Raw genomic sequence first — 19,020 nt, 5'->3', positions numbered from 1 at the left:
GATAAAGATAAAAACGTACGATTTTAAGGAGGATGCATCATGCTTTCAGATTTAGAAATCGCTAAAAATTGTAACCTAGAGTCAATCGAAACCATAGCCGAAAAATTAGGAATTGAATCGTCTGACTTAATTCCTTACGGAAAGGATAAAGCGAAAGTATCATTGGACGTCTTAACGAAAAATAATGCGACGAAACCAGCTGATTTAGTCTTGGTAACCTCGATTAACCCAACACCGGCAGGTGAAGGGAAATCAACCGTAACGGTGGGGCTGGCACAAGCGTTGCAACAATTAGGCAAGTCAGTTAGCTGCGCCTTGCGAGAACCTTCACTCGGACCGGTAATGGGGATTAAGGGGGGTGCTACTGGTGGGGGCTACAGTCAAGTGGTACCGATGGAGTCAATCAATCTCCACTTTACTGGGGACATTCATGCGATTACTGCCGCAAACAATGCGCTGAGCGCTTTAATTGATAATCATATTTTTCAAGGGAATGCCTTAAATATTGACATCAGACGCATCACCTGGAAGCGCGTCGTTGATTTGAATGATCGTGCTTTGAGAGAAGTCATTATCGGTTTAGGTGGTGTCAAGCAAGGCATACCGCGGGAGGATGGTTTTACAATTACGGTTGCATCTGAAATTATGGCGGTGCTATGTTTGGCAGACTCATATGACGATTTAAAACTAAGATTAGGGCGCATGATTATTGGCTATACTGTGGATGATGAGCCCGTGACCGTAAAAGATTTAGCGGTTGAAGGTGCACTGACACTGCTACTTAAAGAGGCCTTTCAACCTAACCTCGTGCAAACATTAGAGGGTGTACCGGCCTTTATTCATGGTGGTCCATTTGCGAATATTGCTCATGGCTGCAACAGTGTGATTGCGACGAAAATGGCGAGTAAAGTCTCAGATATTGTCGTGACTGAAGCAGGTTTCGGGGCGGATTTAGGGGCGGAGAAGTTCTTGAATATTAAGTCGCGAATGGCTGAACTGAACCCGAAGGCAGTCGTTGTTGTCGCGACCATTCGCGCATTAAAAATGCATGGTGGCGTTCCGGTTGCGGATTTAGACAAGGAAAATGTCGAAGCTTTACTAGATGGTTTATCAAATTTGAAAAAACATACCGAAACGATTGAAGCGTTTGAACTGCCCTATGTGGTGGCGATTAATCAATTTACAAGTGATACTAAAAAAGAAGTTGAAGCATTAACAAGCTGGTGTCAGACCGAAGGGATAGCCGTTGCTGAGACGAACGTGTGGAAAGACGGCGGACGTGGCGGCCTTGCCTTAGGTAAAGAGGTGTTAAAACTGCTCGAAGAAAAACAAACTCGCTTCAAGCCGCTCTATCCCCTGGATGCTTCACTAAAAGAGAAAATTGAAAAAGTAGCAACAACGGTATACGGTGCAGCGGGGGTCGATTACAATAAAGATGCAGAAGAGATGATTCATAGATTGACACAGTTAGGGTTTGATAATCTCCCTATTTGTATGGCGAAAACACAGTATTCGCTTTCAGATGATCCGACCTTGTTGGGTCGGCCGAAAGACTTCAGATTGATGATTCGCGAGATTCGACCGTCTATTGGAGCTGGCTTTATCGTTTGTTTGACCGGTGATGTCTTAACGATGCCTGGCTTACCTAAGCAACCTGCTGCTTTACAAATGGATATCGGGGCAGACTTAGAAGCAATCGGCTTGTTTTAACGGACGTCCGAAAGAAGGTCCGCGCTTCAAGTGACTGATAAACGTGGTAAGCGGCCATCACTACTGTTGCTTAAAGCGTTCAGCTTTGTGAAACCAATAAACAGCGATTAAGAAAGAACACGTCTTTACATAAGATGTGTTCTTTCTTTTTGTGCGCGAAAATAACCAGCGGAACAGATGGAAGTATTCTTGCTAATAAGTAGTGGACAAGTACAGGTGAATCTAGTAAAATAATTTATACGTATAAGTTAATTATAAGAATAGTATTTAATAAACTTATATGCACCTATAACCTTGTCTGAATAGCTGTATATTGGTTATCTCAATCAATCTAGTCACAAAAATGCGGATACTCTAGCTCTAGAAAGGAAGTTAATGATGCAAATTAAATCAATCGAAACCATTGAAGTTAATGTTAAACGAGGTGACGTACCAACGTTACCCACTGAGGTCAATTGTACATTAGAGAACGGAATTGTCGCACCGTTTCCCGTCGAGTGGGAAAATGTAACCGCTGTCGATGCAACGGGTGAGGTTACGGGTAAGTTGCGTGTAACAACGTTCCCTAAACCGTTTATTGAGCAACGCGCCGATCCTTACCTTTATAAACATACCGATGGTTATTATTATTTTACCGGTTCGTATCCTTTGTATGACCGGATTGTCTTGCGACGTGCCAAACATTTAAAGGACTTACCAAATGCTGAGGAAGTTGTGGTATGGGAAGCTCATGAACGTGGGATTATGTCTGAACATATCTGGGCGCCGGAACTTCATTATATTGATGGCACATGGTATATCCATTTTGCGGCTGGAGAGAAAGAAGATGTGTGGGCGATTCGCCCATATGTGTTAGCGTGTGATGATGCAAACCCTTTAACCGGTAACTGGGAAGAAAAAGGGCAAGTCAACACAGCCTTTCAAAGTTTTTCACTTGATGCGACAACGTTTGAAAACAAAGGTAAACGGTACCTTGTCTGGGCGCAAAAGGTTGACGATGACACCGTATCAAATTTATATATCGGTGAAATGGAAAATCCTTGGACGATTAAAAATCAAGTGTTATTATCAACACCTGAGTATCCCTGGGAAAACAGTGTCTTCTATGTCAATGAAGGTGCAGCCGTCATTAAGCGGCATGGAAAAGTCTTCATCGCATTCTCTGGCAATGCAACCGACCACACCTATGCGGTAGGTTATTTAATGGCTGATGAAGAGGCGGATTTATTGGATCCAAAGGTATGGGTTAAAACCCCTGAACCTGTGTTTGTGACAAGTGAAGCAACAGAAGAATATGGGCCGGGTCACAATAGTTTTAGTGTGGATGAAGACGGTTATGACCTACTCGTTTATCATGCCCGTCCCTATAAAGAAATTGAAGGGAATTCGTTATATGATCACAACCGTCATGCGAGAATTCAACGGTTGTACTGGCAAGCTGATGGAACGCCTTACTTTGGCATCCCGGGTGATCAGGTTGAACCGACGGATAAGCCGGTGATCGCAAAAGTAACAATAGAAGCGTAACCAAATTTCACTCCATTCATGATAAGTAAAGCCTCGACTAGATCAATGATCTGGCCGAGGCTTTATTTATAAAAAGGTAATACTTAACATTTAAGGGTCTTTATGTAATGGGTTCGACGTAAACACTTTTACCCTGTTGCGGCACTTTTACATCCAGTAGAATGATAAGGGATAAACCTATTGATGATTAAAGTGCATCATTTAAGTTAAGACAAAGACAATTTCGTCAGCTTTTCGGGTGTATTTCACCTTTAAATCGTGGCCATCAAAATACCAAGCGTCTTTCTTTTCGATAAAGAAGGTAATTCCTTTAAAGGTTATTTCGGTGATGGCATCAAAGGGTTCATCATTCATCGTCATTCCAAGTGAAAACCCAGATGAGGTATGTCTGCCACTATAACGAACATAAAAACGAATATAGCGACCTTCAACTAAATCAAGTTCTTTAATCAACCAGCTTAAGGCAGGTTGTGTGACTGTAATATTCATTGTTTTTACCCTCCTCTAGTTATACTATACCAAAAACGAGGACAAATAACGATTGATTTAGCCGTTCTGATTAGGTAAAAATACGTAATTTTCTTATTATCATCGATAATCAGTTGACGACTAGTCAGAAAAAAAGTAACATTAATGTTGTTCAGAATGAAAACGGTCTTGCGTGTTGTCTATACATATGTAAAGTATTTTTTTAGGATCAAAAATTTAAAAAAGAAGTGGTTGGTTAACGTATGAAGTGTCTATTTATAAAGAAACCATCGTTACTTAGGGATGGAATTGCCGAATTGTTGAAACGACGTTTTAGCGATAGTCAAATTACTTGCCGTGAAGACTTCTCATTTCAGGAGGCGAAAGAGGCCTCGCTTATCATAATCGAAACAAGTGAAGCGCTTACGTGCAAAGAACAACTTGAAACCATTCAATCAGAAGGTGTTAAAATTGTGTTGTGGGTGGAAGACCTAGATAAGAAACAGGCAGCACCACTGTTTAAACTCGGCCTCTACGGTTATTTGTATTATAATATTGATGAAGAAACACTTATTCAAGCCCTAAGGTTTGTTTTGGACGGCAAACGCTATGTTTCACCAATCTTGGGGGGCATGTTGATCGAGGTGTATTGTGATCAAGATAAAAAACAAATGCGACCACCGCTCGAGCTATTGTCAAGACGAGAATGGGAAGTTTTGCAGTTGTTGGTTAAAGGTTACAGCAATATTAAAATTGCCGATGCGCTCTTTCTCTCAGATAAGACGGTTAAAAACTATGTCAGTTCGATTCTTCATAAGTTAAATGTTCCGGACCGAACAAATGCGGTACTTAAAGCGTTAAAAAAACAATGGCTCTATTTGTGAGTAACAAAGAATTAGTGGGTGATAAACGAAAAGGGTTTATCACACGCACGACCTCTTTGTTGCTTTTTTTGTCGTCAGCTAAAAACTTGAGTGATGTTGTCACTCTTTCGCTTGAGTTAATTGCTCAGTCACACGGTCAACACCAACAACTAATGCCTTCGGTTCGCCTTGTTCTACTGTCAGTAAAGCAGGGGTGGCGGGAATATTAATTTCAGCGATTGTTGTAGGGTTTTTGTCATACAAAGCAGTTTGGTGAACAGCTTTGACTTCATCGCCGATCGTTTCAATCTCCCATTGAATATCAGGATCCTCAAGATAGATGTTGGGATCTTCGAAATATTCAATGCTGCCATCGACAACTTCGCCAATGACTTGATCCTTCTCGCGGTGGTGCTGCTCCCAGTCATACCAAGCACTTAAATTTTCTTCTGCCTGCATATCGATGACATAAAGAGGACGCGCGCCTTCTTCTTGATAATCAGTAATCACAGGCTCAATTTCCTCACAGTAATGACAACCTTCTTGCCAAAAATAAACAAGGTAATTTTCTTCTGTTTGATTAAGGCTTTCGTCAATGGTGATAAACATTGCGGAATCGTCTTCCGCGGTTAACAGGGCAATGGCGATCACAATTCCAGCTAATACACTCATAAACAACCACGGTTTAAACCTTTTCAAGCGGTACATCATCGTGCTCCTTTCCATTGCTGAGATAAATAGGCCATCTTTATTGCTAGTCTCTCTTAAGTGTTAGTATACAAAAGAAAGTGCGAAAGAGAAAATGATAACTCAATCACCTTTCAATTAAAGTAGGAAACCGATATAATAAGGACTATTAGATAGAGGGAAGGTACAAGGAGGCGTTTTTTTGAGTAAAGGTCAATCTTTAATGCCCTTGAAAATGATGTTGTTTAGTTTTCACGGAGCCAATACAATGGTGATTAGTTTTTTGCCATTATTATTAACCTATCGCGGTTTAAGTGGTCAAGAAATCGGCTGGGTCCTAGCGATTGGGCCCACCGTATCGATATTTTCACAGCCGTTCTTCGGTTTTATGAGCGACAAGTTTCAAACGGTGCAGAAGATTCTGTTGGTCACCATTTTCGGTTTAATTATTAGTAGTTTCTTTTTCTTCCAGATGGAAGTACTTGGGCTGATTATGGTTTTTGCTGTATTGTTTTATTTCTTTTCTTCAGCGATTGGACCGTTAGGCGATTCGTTAGCTCAAAGGCGAGCCACGGCACTCGGAGTGCCGTTTGGATCAATTAGAACGTGGGGGTCAATCGGGTTTGCGATTAGTTCACTCGTTATAGGTCAGTACGTTGATTGGGTAGGTATCCAATATTTATTTATCCCATATATGGCGATGACAATTATTTTATTTATTGTGACAACACAATTGGTCGATGTAAAAGTTACCACAAAACCTGTCCAGTTACGTGATGTCACGGTCCTGTTGAAAAACAAGCCATTATTGTTGTTTTTATTAGTGATGTTTTTAGTGACCATTACGCACCGTGCCAATGATAGTTTTATCGGTCTTTATATCGGTGAAGTTGGAGGGCGTGATAGTTTAGTCGGTTTGGCATGGTTTATGGGGGTCTTTAGTGAGGCGATGGTCTTTATGTTTGCTGGAAAGTGGTTCCGTAAATTTCATCCACTTGTCTTTATGATTCTGGCTGCGTGGATATATGCGTTCCGCTGGTTTGCCTATGCATTTATTGCTGATCCATACGTCATTGTTGTCTTACAAGTTTTTCATGGCTTGTCCTTCGGAATATTTTATGTTACCTCTTTTCAGTTTGTTTCTCGCTTAATTCCTGAGCATTTACAAGCGACCGGTCACTTAATGTTCATGACCGTGTACTTTGGCTTCTCAGGGATTATTGGTTCACTTGGTGGCGGTTATATTCTAGACAATCTTGGTGGTCATGTTTTATATTATGCAATGGGTGGGATGGCCTTAGTAGGGTCCCTACTTATTGGTGTGTATCATTGGTTTTATCGAAATCTTTAAATAGAGACAAAGCGAGGTGGGCCAATGGAACGGTATACGGTCACAGAAGTAAGTTTATTAGCAGGCAAGATCATGTTGCAAAGTGGAGCAGAAACTTATCGCGTTGAAGATACGATGGTGCGAATTGCGCAATCTTTTGGCATGACCAATGCCCAAGCCCATGCCACACCTACCGCAATTATGTTTGCGACAGATACGACTGAACCGACAAATTTCGTTCGTATTCTACAACGTGAAACAGATTTGCATAAAGTCACTCAAGTTAATGGCATATCACGTGCCATTTCTGGGGGGCACCTTGACGTGACTGAAGCCGCGAAAGCTTTGGAAGCGATTGGTAACCAAAAAGATACCTATCCAAATTATATTCAGCTATTAGCAGCAGCCTTTGCCAGTAGTTGTTTTACCATTATGTTTAATGGAAGTTGGCTCGATTTTTTACCCGCTTTCGTTGTCGGTGCGACCGGTTATGCACTCATGAGTTATTTTCATGATATGTTGAAGATTCGATTCTTTGCAGAATTTTTAGCATCGGGTTCCATTGGTATCTTCGCCTTTTTCTTAATTCAGTTTGGGTTAGGGCATGAAATTGATAAAATTATTATTGGTTCGATCATGCCGCTAGTACCGGGGCTATTAATTACGAATGCTGTCCGTGATTTGATGGCAGGACATTTGGTCTCAGGGATTACCAAAGCAGCAGAGGCCTTTTTAACAGCAGCAGCAATTGGAGCTGGTATTGCAGTGGTGTTCTTTATTCTTTAGGGAAGAGGTGAGGCGAGATGGAAATTATTGAACAAGCCTTCGCAAGTTTCATCGCAGCAGCAGGATTTGCGATTATTTTTAATGTACCACGACAAGTTCTTTTTCAATGTGGCTTTGTCGGAATGGCAGGTTGGGTTATCTACACCGTCCTCTCCTTACAAGCTGTTGATACGGTGGTTGCCACCTTGGCAGCATCAGTTGTAGTGGCTGTCATTAGTCAAATCTTTGCTAAATGGTTTAGAACACCCATCATCATCTTTAATGTGGCGGGAATCATTCCGCTGGTTCCAGGTGGGGCAGCTTATGATGCGATGCGTCACTTCGTTGAAAACAATTATGAAATGGCGATTCCGCTAGCTGCACGTGTGGTAATGTTATCGGGTGCAATTGCGCTCGGGTTAGTTTTTAGTGAGATCATTAATCAGATGATTCGGAATGCAACATGGAAAAAGTATCATAATAAATATGATCGTAAAGGATTGGAACGTTCTTAATCAACCGGCTGGTAGTGAGAACTATTTAGTTGATGACGGGAGGAATTAGTGATGCTAACTTTAAAAAAAGAAATGCGTCAGGCTCATCAAATTAAAACAGTGAGCGGGGAAGCTGTTCATTCACCAACGGATCATTTGATGAGTGCAGTAGCGATGTGTATGGCTCTGACGATGGATGCGGTTATTGCTCGTGATGGCCTTATGGTAACGTATTATCAACTGGACGTAGCAATAGAGAAGGACCCCTCTTCACATCCACGTCGCTTTGCTGGTATGGATGTCTCGATTGTTATTGGTGGAGAACTAACAGATCAACAACGCAAAAAATTAAAAATAATGGCTAAGCGTGGTTGTGTTATTGGACATACCTTAGAACACGGGATGCCAGTTAGACTTAAGGATGAGTAAAAACGGCCATTGTAGCTAAAGGAGCTGAACAGATGAAATTTGTTACCTATCGATTAAAAACTGAGAAAGAACCTTATCAAATGGGTGTACTCAACCATGCAACTGTTTATGATTTGGCGAGTTTAATTAACCAGTCCGAAGATCCGGTGCTTCAAGACTTGAATAGTAATCCCGATCACTTTTATACGACGCTGCCGGAGGATTTCACCATAATTGAAGCGGCGCTTTTGGCGCTGGATTACCGCGCAGGCTTTTCGTTAAATGAGGTAAAGTTAGGCCCGGTTGTGACGGCCCCGCAAAAAATTATTTGCATTGGCACGAACTATAAAGATCACGTGCTTGAAATGGGTCATCAAATGCCTGAATATCCTGTACTTTTCTCTAAGTTTAGTAATGCTTTAATCGGTACTGAAGACGTTATCGAAGGCCGAGGAAAAACAGACGCGCTCGACTACGAAGTGGAACTTGCAGTTGTAATAGGTAAACGAGCGACCGAAGTAAGTGAGCGCAATGCCTTTGACTATGTGTTAGGGTATACCATTGCTAATGACACATCAGCACGTGATCTACAGAAACGTACACCGCAGTGGTTGCAAGGAAAGTCACTGGATCACTCAACCCCGATTGGACCTTACCTTGTTACAAAAGAAGAAGTTCCTGACCCTGAAAACCTTAAGATTCAATCGTTTGTGAATGGCGAGTTACGTCAAACATCTAACACAAATCAATTGATTTTTTCTATTGCACACTTGATTGCTTTCATATCTGATTTAATGACCTTAGAACCTGGCGATATTATTTTAACAGGTACACCTGCTGGTGTTGGTTTTGCTCGTGACCCTCAAGCCTTGTTAAGTGATGGTGATACTGTGTCCATGACGATTGAAAAGTTAGGAACATTAAACAATGAAGTGAAGGTATCACGGTAACCGAATGGTCCACAGATGCTTTTTTACATACAGCTACCGATTTTCTTAGTTAAAGGAAATCGGTGGCTGTTTTTTGTTTACCCACAAACGTATCCCCTTTTTGTGGATAAGCTTTGATTTAAACACTTTAAACGTTGTCTTCTTATGAGGGAGAAGGAGCGGCATGCTAGTGATGACCTCCAAACACCTCAACGAAGTACTTGCGAAAAATATACATTTTTAATGAATAAATATTCAATAAAACTAATAATATCGAGAAATTATTGCCTAAGGGTTGTATAAAAATACATTTTAAAGTATAATAATATATCACAAAGACGAACGGAACAGGGGTGTAATGGCATGATAAAAATTGGGATTGTTGGTGGCACGGGATACGGTGCTGTTGAACTATTACGGATCCTCACACAGCATCCACATGTGGATGAAATTAATATTTATTCAAATTCTAAAGCGGGCGACAAAATTAGTGATAGTTACCCACACTTAGATGCGATTGCAAACATAGAGATGAAGACGCTGAGTGTGGCGGAAGCGAAAACGAATGATGTGCTCTTTTTTGCGACGCCTCCCGGTGTTAGTCATCAGTGGATTCCTAAGCTTTACGGTACGGGAGTAAAGCTGATTGATTTATCAGGAGATTTTAGACTTTTAGACCGAGAGGTTTATGCGTCGTGGTACAAACAAGCAACAACTGAAAAAGAGTGGTTAGAAAAAGCGGTTTATGGTTTGTCAGAAGTATACACAGAGGCAATTAGCGAAGCGGAGATTGTCGCTAATCCGGGCTGTTACCCAACTGCAACACTACTCGGTTTGTTGCCAGCGATTGAAGGGAAAATTATCGATCCATCATCAATCATTGTCGATGGAAAGACGGGTGTATCAGGTGCAGGGCGTAGCGTCTCGCTAAACACACATTATGCTGAAATGAATGAGAACTTCAAAGTATATCAAGTGGGTACGCATAAGCATACGCCAGAAATTGAGCGATTTTTATCAGACAAAGCAGAAGCGGATGTGGTGATCAGTTTTACCCCTCATATCGTACCAATGACGCGTGGGATTATGACGACATCGTATACGCAGATAATGACCAATCATACGGAACAAGAAATTGAAGACTTCTACCGGGCCTATTATGAACACCAACCATTTGTTCGAATTAGGACAAACGGGAATTTACCACAAACGAAAGAGGTTTACGGAAGTAATTATTGTGACATTTCAATAACAGTAGATCAGCGAACGGGTCGACTCATTATTATTGCAGTTATTGATAATTTAATGAAAGGTGCAGCCGGACAAGCTGTACAAAATATGAACATTATAAACGGTTGGGATCAAACGACGGGTTTATCATTTATTCCAACTTATCCATAACGTTAAGGGGGCATATGAAGATGCAGACAGTGAAAGATAAACAAGCAGCTAGCGATGCGTTAATCATCTTACCAGAAGGTGATATTGCTTCGCCGAAAGGCTTTACAGCAGGTGGCGTTCATTGTGGGATAAGAAAATCAAAACTTGACTTAGGTTGGCTTTATTCAGAAGTCCCGGCAGTTGCCGCAGGGGTCTACACCTTGAATTTATTTCAAGCAGCACCATTAAAGGTTACCCAAGCAAGCATCGCAAACGATCAATTGATTCAAGCGCTTGTTGTGAACTCGGGAGTGGCAAATGCGTGCACTGGGGAACAAGGTTTAAAAGATGCGTATCAAATGCGTGATCAACTAGCGAGTAAATTAACAGTAAAACCAGAGCATGTCGCGGTAGCATCTACAGGTGTGATTGGTGAACTGTTGCCAATGACGAATGTGTCGAAAGGAATTGATATGATCAATCCATCGGCACAAACAAGTGATCAATTTGAAACGGCGATTCTGACGACGGATACGAGAGAAAAAGGAATTGCTGTTCAAATAACGATTGATCATAAAACAATTACGATCGGCGGTGCAGCTAAGGGCTCAGGGATGATTAAGCCTAATATGGCAACGATGCTTGGTTTTGTAACAACAGATGCAGCGGTGGAGGCTACAGCGCTGACAGATAGCTTAAAATCGATTACAAACGATTCCTTTAATATGATTACTGTTGATGGTGATACGTCAACGAATGATATGGTGCTTGTTCTTGCGAACGGGATGCAAGAAAATAACGCTTTATCTAAAGAGCATCCAGAATGGGAAACCTTTGAAACGGCCTTGCACTATGTTTGTGAATATCTAGCGAAAGAAATTGCGCGTGATGGTGAAGGGGCGACTAAATTAATTGAAGTGGAAGTCACGGGCGCAGATACTAAACAAACAGCAAGACAGATTGGTAAGTCTGTGATTTCTTCAAATCTAGTCAAGACAGCGATTCATGGTGCCGATGCCAATTGGGGACGGATTATCACGGCTGTTGGTTATGCGGGTGAAGCCTTAGACCCGGATCAAGTATCGGTGAAGCTTGGGGATATCTTAGTTGTCGAAAACGGTGTGCCCGTCACCTTTAGTGAACCAGAAGCTAAACAGTATTTGGAACAATCAACCGTCTTAATTCAAGTGAATGTTGGTAAAGGACCAGAACAAGCAACCGGTTATGGTTGTGACTTATCGTATGACTATGTCAGAATTAATGCATCATATCGAACATAAGAGGGGTGAATATTATGCAGTATGTCGTGATTAAATGCGGTGGAAGTATTGTTGATGAACTACCAGATAGTTTTTTTGAAGATTTAGCAACACTAGCAAATAGAGAAGATGTTGCGCCAATTATTGTTCACGGTGGTGGACCGATGATTTCTTCACAACTGAAACAACTCAATGTGACAACGACCTTTGAAAAAGGGTTACGGGTGACGACGGAAGAGGTCTTGGATGTGGTTGAAATGGTGCTTAGTGGAGCGGTCAATAAGCAAATCGTCAGAAAGTTATCGGCAAACGGTGCGAAAGCCATTGGTCTCAGTGGTATTGACGGGGGATTGATTGAAGCAGAAGCGGTAGACGAAGCAAAACAGATTGGTTTTGTGGGGCAAGTAACGGCTGTTAATATCGACGTGATTCAATCCTTGACAAATATGCAGCACATTCCGGTGATCTCTCCGATTGGCATGGGCAAAGATCAGCAACGCTACAACATCAATGCCGACACAGCAGCAGGCGCAATTGCTGAATATTTAGGCGCATCACTGCTTTATATTAGTGATATTCCTGGCGTATTAAAAAATGATCAATTATTACACCAACTGAGTAAAGCTGAAGTTGAACAACTCATTGAAGAAGCTGTTATCTACGGAGGAATGATTCCAAAAGTAACAGCGGCTTTGGCGGCGTTAGAAAAGGGCGTACCTGAGGTTGCGATTGTCAGTGGGTTAGAAAAGGGTGCCTTGATTGATTTTGTCGACAAGAAACCCGTGGGTACGAATTTTTCGTTAAGTGAGGTGTCCTATGTCTAAAGATGCATTAACAATCGATGCGGTTATGGGAACGTATAATCGTTTTCCGATCACCTTAACGCGTGGTGAAGGCAGCTATGTCACCGATTCAAACGGGTGCCGATATTTAGATTACACATCAGGAATTGCGACCTGTAATTTAGGGCATCGACCAGCACAAGTGCAAGCGGCGCTTAGTGCACAACTTGATGCACTCTGGCACGTATCAAACTTGTATCATATTGAACCGCAACAAGCACTTGCCGAAGCACTCGTCAGTCAGACGTGTTTTGATCAAGTATTCTTTGGTAATAGTGGTGCTGAGGCGAATGAAGGTGCCATTAAATTAGCGCGTCGCTATCAGCAAATCGTTAAAGGGAACAAACGCTTTGAAGTGGTAACCTTTAATCAATCGTTTCATGGACGGACGTTAGCAACCCTAAGTGCGACGGGACAAACAAAAATCCAAGAAGGCTTTGAACCGAAAATGCCAGGCTTTCGTTATGTTGCTTATAATGACCAAGCCGCTTTAAATGACTTGATTCATGATGATACAGCTGCAGTCATGCTTGAACTTGTTCAAGGTGAAGGTGGTGTGATCCCAGCTGATCAAGCGTGGGTAAGTGACGTGGTCAAGCGCTGTCAGGATGCAGGTGTTTTAGTTATTGTCGATGAAATTCAAACCGGCGTGGGCCGAACGGGCACTTTATATTGTTACCAACAGTACGGTTTTGAACCTGATATTTTAACGAGCGCGAAAGGGTTAGGGTCAGGCTTACCTATAGGTGCAGTATTAGCAAAACATGCCGTTGCAACGGCGTTTAGCCCAGGTACGCATGGGTCGACTTTTGGCGGTAATCCATTGGTTACAACTGCAGGATTGGCAACGCTAAAGGTGATAACAGCAACGGGATTCTTGACTGAGGTGCAGCAAAAGGCGGCGAGATTCAATCAAGGTCTCCAATCTTTACAGAAAAAGTATGCGGCGATACAATCGGTTCGTGGCAAAGGTTTTCTAATTGGATTAGAATTGTCGACGCAAGCGATTGATTATGTCAATCGTGCAAGAGAAAAATATCAGCTACTACTAGTGGTTGCTGGCCCTCAGGTATTAAGGATTTTACCACCATTAAATACAACCGAAGAAGAAATGGCAAGCGCTCTGCAGGCAATAGATGATTTATTCGCCGAAATGCAAATGCAGCAATAACCGCAATGATTCATGCGGGTGTCACTAGAATCTTAAACTAAATGTTTAAGGTTCTTTTTGCATCGCGGTGAACTCTCTGATAAAGTTAAGATAAGTATAAATTTGACTGATTTTATAAAGAAAAGAGGAGTCGTCTATGGAAGATACGTTTAAAGCTTACCGCTTGGAAAAGCAAGGTGAGAAAGTTGTTGGCACAGTGAAAGAGCTGACGGTAAATGACTTACCCGAAGGTGAAGTACTGATTCGTGTGCATTATTCAGGTGTCAATTATAAAGATGCAATGGCGAATATGACAGGGAGTCCGATTGTGAAGAGCTATCCATTTACCCCGGGCATTGATTTAGCGGGTGTAGTGGTCGAATCAGCTGACGACCGGTTTACAGAAGGTGACGAAGTGATTGTAACGAGTTATGAGCTCGGTGTGAGTCATGACGGTGGCTACAGCGAATACCAACGCGTTAATGCAGCCTGGGTCGTACGTAAACCAAAAGCATTGTCTCTAAAACATGCCATGTTACTCGGGACGGCAGGTCTAACAGCTGCTCTATCTGTCGACCAACTCGAACGTAGTGCGTTAAATAAAAGGCGCCCAGTCCTTGTAACGGGAGCAAGTGGCGGTGTTGCTTCAATTTCAATTGCGATTCTCTCTAAACTTGGCTATACCGTTGAGGCAAGTACCGGGAAAACACAGCTAACCGATCAACTTAAACAGCTCGGAGCAAACACGGTTATTACCCGCGAAGACGTGTTAGGAGATAAGCCTCGAGCCATTGACCGTCCTACTTATGCCGGTGCGGTTGATGTTGTTGGTGGTGATACACTTGCACAGGTACTAGCAAAACTCGATTATAATGGCGCAGTAGCACTTTCTGGTTTAACAGGTGGTGTTAAAATTCCAACGACAGTCTACCCGTTTATTCTACGCGGTGCAAAACTGCTGGGCATTGATTCGGTTTATACCCCGATGGATAAACGAAAAGATATGTGGCATCAGTTAGCTAACGCTTATCGCCTGACTGATGAGCAATTTGATTTAATTGAATATAAAACAATTCGCTTAGAAGATCTAGCAACGGCATTGCCAGAAATATTAGCCGGAAAAGCACAAGGTCGTTACCTTGTCGAATTAATCTAAGAATATAAGTGAATCATTATAAACACCTTAATCATGAACGTTTGTGATTACGGTGTTTTTTCTTATGGAAAAAATACTGGATAAAAAATAAATAAACTTTGTTAAACCGACGAACGAAGTTAATGAAAAATTGAAAAAAGTAACGATTTATTAAAAAAATATTTAAAAAGTTGTATGATAAGTTTAAAAAATGAAATTTTATCTTTAGTTTCTTAAATAGGAAGAGACGTGTTTAAATAAAAATAATGCCTGTTTAAAAGGGTTTTTTAATAAAAAGTTATAATTTTAAAGTTTTTTTCAACTTATATATTGATTGTACGTACGAATTATATTAGTATATGTGTAAGGTATAAAATATCCGGACAAGGAAAATGAATGGAAAGGTGATGAGTCATACATGTTAGAACGTTTAAAAGAAGATGTGTTACAAGCGAATCTAGCTTTACCATCCTATGGATTAATCACATTTACATGGGGGAATGTAAGCGGTTACGACAAAGACTCTGGTTTGGTAGTTATTAAACCTAGCGGGGTGCCTTACAGTGAGATGACGATTGATGATTTAGTGGTTGTTGATTTAGAAGGAAACGTTGTAGAAGGAAATAAAAAGCCGTCTTCAGATACACCGACGCATTTAGTGCTCTATAAAAACTTCGACGGCATTGGTGGTGTTGTACATACCCATTCGCCGTGGGCGACAAGTTGGGCACAAGCTGGTCGGTCATTGCCGGCGCTTGGAACGACACACGGGGATTATTTTTATGGGTCGATTCCTTGTACGCGTCAAATGACAGATGCGGAAATAAATGGCGCTTATGAACATGAAACGGGTGAAGTGATCGTAGAAACGTTTAAAACGATTGATCCGTTAAGTGTGCCAAGTGTGCTTGTTCACTCACATGCACCTTTTAATTGGGGGAAAGACCCAGAAGAAGCGGTCCATAATGCTGTTGTCCTTGAGGAAGTTGCGAAGATGGCGTTGCGTACCTATCAAATAAATCCTGATACGGAAGTGATGCAACAAACCATCCTTGATAAACATTACTTACGTAAGCATGGGAAAGATGCTTATTATGGTCAGAATTAAAGCAAAATCAGCTAATAAGAAAATTAATTGGAGGAATGATGTATGTTGAAAACAAAACCGTACACTTTTTGGTTTGTGACAGGATCGCAACCGCTCTATGGTGAGGAAACATTAATTGAAGTAGGGAATAACTCGAAAAAAGTTGTCGAGGGCTTGAATAATTCGAGTCATCTGCCGTTCCCGGTAGAATTCAAAGAAGTTGTGACGACGTCTGATAACATTTTAAAAATCGCGTTGGAAGCGAATCGGGACGAAACATGTGCAGGTGTGATTACTTGGATGCATACGTTCTCACCTGCAAAATCATGGATTGCCGGACTAAAAGCACTACAAACGCCATTGCTTCATTTCCATACACAATATAACCGTGACATTCCGTGGGATACGATTGACATGGACTTTATGAATACCAATCAAGCAGCCCACGGAGATCGTGAGTATGGCTTTATTGGTACGCGTCTAGGTTTAGGGCGTAAAGTTGTGGTTGGATACTGGAAAGATGAGAAAACCTTAAAGCAAGTAGGCGCATGGATGAAGACGGCCATTGGTGTGAAAGAAGGAACGAACATTCGAGTGGCGCGCTTTGGCGACAACATGCGTAACGTTGCGGTTACAGATGGCGATAAGATTGAAGCGCAAATTAAATTAGGGTGGACAGTCGATTATTATGGGATTGGTGACCTTGTTGAAGAAATTAACCAAGTGAAAGATGAAGACCTTCATGCGTTATATAAAACCTATCAAGAATTATACACACTGCCCGATGAAGCAAGTGAACCGGGTGAGGTGCGTGATTCGATTTTATATCAAGCGAAAATTGAATTGGCCTTAAAATCATTTTTAGCAAAAGGTAACTACAACGCCTTTACGACAAACTTTGAAGATTTGCACGGCATGAAACAACTGCCTGGACTTGCGGCACAGCGCTTAATGGCTGCTGGTTACGGCTTTGCCGGGGAGGGTGATTGGCGCACAGCTGCTATGACACGTTTAATGAAGATTATGTCTGATAATAAAGATACGTCATTTATGGAAGATTATACGTATCACCTCGAACCGGGGAATGAAAAAATCTTAGGTTCGCATATGCTTGAAATTTGTCCAACAGTTGCAGCAACAAAACCAAAGATAGTCGTAAACCCACTTGGCATAGGTGGAAAAGACGATCCTGCTCGCTTGGTTTTTGATGGAAAAGCTGGCGATGCGGTCAATGCTTCACTTGTTGAAATGGGCGGACGTTTCCGTTTAGTGATAAGTGAAGTGAAAGCAGAACAGCCAGAAGAAGCAACGCCGCACCTACCCGTTGCTAAAGTGTTGTGGAAGCCAGAACCGAATTTAAGTGATGCAACAGCAGCTTGGATTTACGCCGGTGGTGCGCACCACACTGTCTTCTCATTTGCGGTCTCAACCGAACAACTTGTTGATTTTGCCGAGATGGTAGATATTGAATGTGTTGTCATTGATAAAGATTTAAACTTACGTCAATTTAAAAATGAGTTGAAATGGAACGAAGCGATTTTTAGAAAATAGTCGGATGATGATTTGACTTTTTAGTTAAATGATTCCTTTGTTTGTATTGTTTTAAAGGAAGTGTCTCCTGAGACACTTCCTTAATAAATGATGCAAAAACGGATAGAAAATTCTAGATTTAAAAAACAATAAGTTTGCAAAATTCGCTAAAATTGACTAAACCTATGTTAAACTATAAATAACTGAAAACAAATAATGAGGTGTAACTTATGCAGACAAAATACAGTATTGTTAAACAAGCGATAAAATCAAAAATATTAGATGGTACGTTTCAACCGCACCAAAAAATAAGTTCTGAGAGTGAACTGATGAAACAGTTCAGTGTAAGCCGTCACACCGTACGGTTAGCAATTGGAGAATTGGTTAACCAAGGATGGTTGTATCGTGAGCAAGGTGCAGGCACGTTTTGTGCGGATCGTTCAAATGAGGACCAAACGAAAATTGTTAAAGACCAAAAAAACATTGCGATTATTACGACGTACATCTCTGATTATATCTTTCCGTCGATTATTCGTGGAGCAGAGTCGTACTTGAGTCAAAACGGCTACCACGTTAGTCTGTTCTCAACAAACAATGATCACGATAATGAACGTCGTTTTTTAGAGAAAATCTTGACGCAACACTTTGACGGAGTGATTGTTGAACCGACGAAAAGTGCGATTAGTAATCCGAACATTAATTATTATTTAAACTTGGAACGGCAAAACATTCCGTATATTATGATTAATGCCTATTATGATGAACTGGAACCCCTTAGTATTACGCTTAACGATGAACAAGGTGGGTATTTACAGACGGAACACTTGATTGATCTTGGTCATACAAACATTGTCGGCTTTTTCAAAAATGATGACGGTCAAGGTTCAAAGCGGATGAAAGGTTACTTAAAGGCGCATCGAAAACACGGCTTAAGCATTAACCCAAATAATATTGTTTTGTATAAAACAGAAGAAAAATATCAAAAACCACAAGATGAACTAGAAAAAATCTTAAACCTACCCGAACAAGAACGTCCAACAGGCCTTGTCTGTTATAACGACGAACTTGCGATTGCTTTACTGGATGTGATTCGAAATAAAGGTGTTGCTGTGCCGGAAGAGTTGTCGATGATTGGCTTTGATGATTCGTTCCTTGCGGAAGTCTCTGAGGTGAAACTGACCTCGGTTAAACACCCGCAAAGTGAGATGGGTGAAGCAGCGGCGCAAATGATTTTAAATATGGTTAAAGACAATAATGGCGTATCTAAAAAATCAAAAGAGCCGATAGAATCGATTGTATTTGAGCCGGAATTGGTGCTGAGAAATTCAACGGCTGCGCCAAAGCGCAAATAAACGTCTAGCTGTCTTTATTAATACGTGAGAAACAAGCCGTAATTTTAATCGATTACGGCTTGTTTTATAAATAAAATGATAGCGTTTTAAAAAAGCAATTTATA

At 41.3% G+C, this 19,020-nt stretch carries 18 protein-coding genes; 16 read left to right on the top strand and 2 right to left on the bottom strand.

Annotation, left to right across the window (positions count from 1 at the left end):
* Positions 1-39: 39 nt before the first annotated feature.
* On the top strand, positions 40-1,710 hold the full coding sequence (locus DES38_RS04010) for a formate--tetrahydrofolate ligase (protein ID WP_110250807.1): 1,671 nt from the start codon (positions 40-42) through the stop codon (positions 1,708-1,710).
* A gap of 378 nt (positions 1,711-2,088) precedes the next feature.
* A complete protein-coding gene (locus tag DES38_RS04005) occupies positions 2,089-3,237 on the top strand; it encodes a family 43 glycosylhydrolase (protein ID WP_110250806.1) in 1,149 nt (382 codons plus the stop codon).
* A gap of 201 nt (positions 3,238-3,438) precedes the next feature.
* Here DES38_RS04005 and DES38_RS04000 read toward each other — a convergent pair whose 3' ends face one another.
* Positions 3,439-3,726, bottom strand: a complete 288-nt coding sequence (locus DES38_RS04000; RefSeq protein ID WP_110250805.1) for a HesB/YadR/YfhF family protein — start codon at positions 3,724-3,726, stop codon at positions 3,439-3,441.
* 242 nt (positions 3,727-3,968) lie between these two features.
* On the opposite strand from DES38_RS04000, the gene DES38_RS03995 reads away from it, so the two are divergent.
* Positions 3,969-4,589: a helix-turn-helix transcriptional regulator gene (locus tag DES38_RS03995; RefSeq protein ID WP_110250804.1), complete on the top strand. Its 621-nt coding sequence runs from the start codon at positions 3,969-3,971 to the stop codon at positions 4,587-4,589.
* 99 nt (positions 4,590-4,688) lie between these two features.
* Here DES38_RS03995 and DES38_RS03990 read toward each other — a convergent pair whose 3' ends face one another.
* A complete protein-coding gene (locus DES38_RS03990; protein WP_170114324.1) occupies positions 4,689-5,267 on the bottom strand; it encodes a thioredoxin domain-containing protein in 579 nt (192 codons plus the stop codon).
* 190 nt (positions 5,268-5,457) lie between these two features.
* On the opposite strand from DES38_RS03990, the gene DES38_RS03985 reads away from it, so the two are divergent.
* The 13 genes from DES38_RS03985 (at position 5,458) to DES38_RS03925 (ending at position 18,916) form a co-directional block, all read left to right on the top strand.
* Positions 5,458-6,606 (top strand): MFS transporter, encoded by a 1,149-nt coding sequence (locus DES38_RS03985; RefSeq protein WP_110250802.1) that lies wholly within the window; start codon positions 5,458-5,460, stop codon positions 6,604-6,606.
* Between the two features lie 24 nt (positions 6,607-6,630).
* Complete coding sequence (locus tag DES38_RS03980; protein WP_110250801.1) at positions 6,631-7,371, top strand: threonine/serine exporter family protein; 741 nt, start codon at positions 6,631-6,633, stop codon at positions 7,369-7,371.
* A 17-nt stretch (positions 7,372-7,388) separates the two neighbouring features.
* Positions 7,389-7,865, top strand: a complete 477-nt coding sequence (locus DES38_RS03975; protein ID WP_110250800.1) for a threonine/serine exporter family protein — start codon at positions 7,389-7,391, stop codon at positions 7,863-7,865.
* Between the two features lie 51 nt (positions 7,866-7,916).
* Positions 7,917-8,273, top strand: a complete 357-nt coding sequence (locus tag DES38_RS03970) for an OsmC family protein (protein WP_110250799.1) — start codon at positions 7,917-7,919, stop codon at positions 8,271-8,273.
* Positions 8,274-8,305: 32 nt separating this feature from the next.
* Positions 8,306-9,202, top strand: a complete 897-nt coding sequence (locus tag DES38_RS03965; RefSeq protein ID WP_110250798.1) for a fumarylacetoacetate hydrolase family protein — start codon at positions 8,306-8,308, stop codon at positions 9,200-9,202.
* 342 nt (positions 9,203-9,544) lie between these two features.
* A complete protein-coding gene (gene argC / locus DES38_RS03960; RefSeq protein WP_342767346.1) occupies positions 9,545-10,582 on the top strand; it encodes an N-acetyl-gamma-glutamyl-phosphate reductase in 1,038 nt (345 codons plus the stop codon).
* Positions 10,583-10,602: 20 nt separating this feature from the next.
* Positions 10,603-11,841 (top strand): bifunctional ornithine acetyltransferase/N-acetylglutamate synthase, encoded by a 1,239-nt coding sequence (argJ, locus tag DES38_RS03955; protein ID WP_245881954.1) that lies wholly within the window; start codon positions 10,603-10,605, stop codon positions 11,839-11,841.
* Positions 11,842-11,855: 14 nt separating this feature from the next.
* Complete coding sequence (gene argB, locus DES38_RS03950) at positions 11,856-12,644, top strand: acetylglutamate kinase (protein ID WP_110250796.1); 789 nt, start codon at positions 11,856-11,858, stop codon at positions 12,642-12,644.
* Entirely contained in the window at positions 12,637-13,833 is a 1,197-nt protein-coding gene (locus DES38_RS03945) for an aspartate aminotransferase family protein (protein ID WP_110250795.1), read from the top strand. The genes argB and DES38_RS03945 overlap by 8 nt, the downstream gene beginning before the upstream one ends.
* A gap of 136 nt (positions 13,834-13,969) precedes the next feature.
* A complete protein-coding gene (locus DES38_RS03940; RefSeq protein WP_110250794.1) occupies positions 13,970-14,968 on the top strand; it encodes an acrylyl-CoA reductase family protein in 999 nt (332 codons plus the stop codon).
* 397 nt (positions 14,969-15,365) lie between these two features.
* Positions 15,366-16,055 (top strand): L-ribulose-5-phosphate 4-epimerase, encoded by a 690-nt coding sequence (araD, locus tag DES38_RS03935; protein WP_110250793.1) that lies wholly within the window; start codon positions 15,366-15,368, stop codon positions 16,053-16,055.
* A 42-nt stretch (positions 16,056-16,097) separates the two neighbouring features.
* Positions 16,098-17,585: an L-arabinose isomerase gene (gene araA, locus DES38_RS03930; RefSeq protein ID WP_110250792.1), complete on the top strand. Its 1,488-nt coding sequence runs from the start codon at positions 16,098-16,100 to the stop codon at positions 17,583-17,585.
* 209 nt (positions 17,586-17,794) lie between these two features.
* Positions 17,795-18,916 (top strand): GntR family transcriptional regulator, encoded by a 1,122-nt coding sequence (locus DES38_RS03925; RefSeq protein ID WP_110250791.1) that lies wholly within the window; start codon positions 17,795-17,797, stop codon positions 18,914-18,916.
* Positions 18,917-19,020 lie beyond the last annotated feature (104 nt).

This window comes from Streptohalobacillus salinus (genome assembly GCF_003201605.1).
Classification (GTDB): Bacteria; Bacillota; Bacilli; order Bacillales; family Amphibacillaceae; genus Streptohalobacillus; species Streptohalobacillus salinus.
The sequence above is the reverse complement of the archived record's forward strand: the minus strand, read 5'-3'. Positions and strand labels throughout refer to the sequence as shown.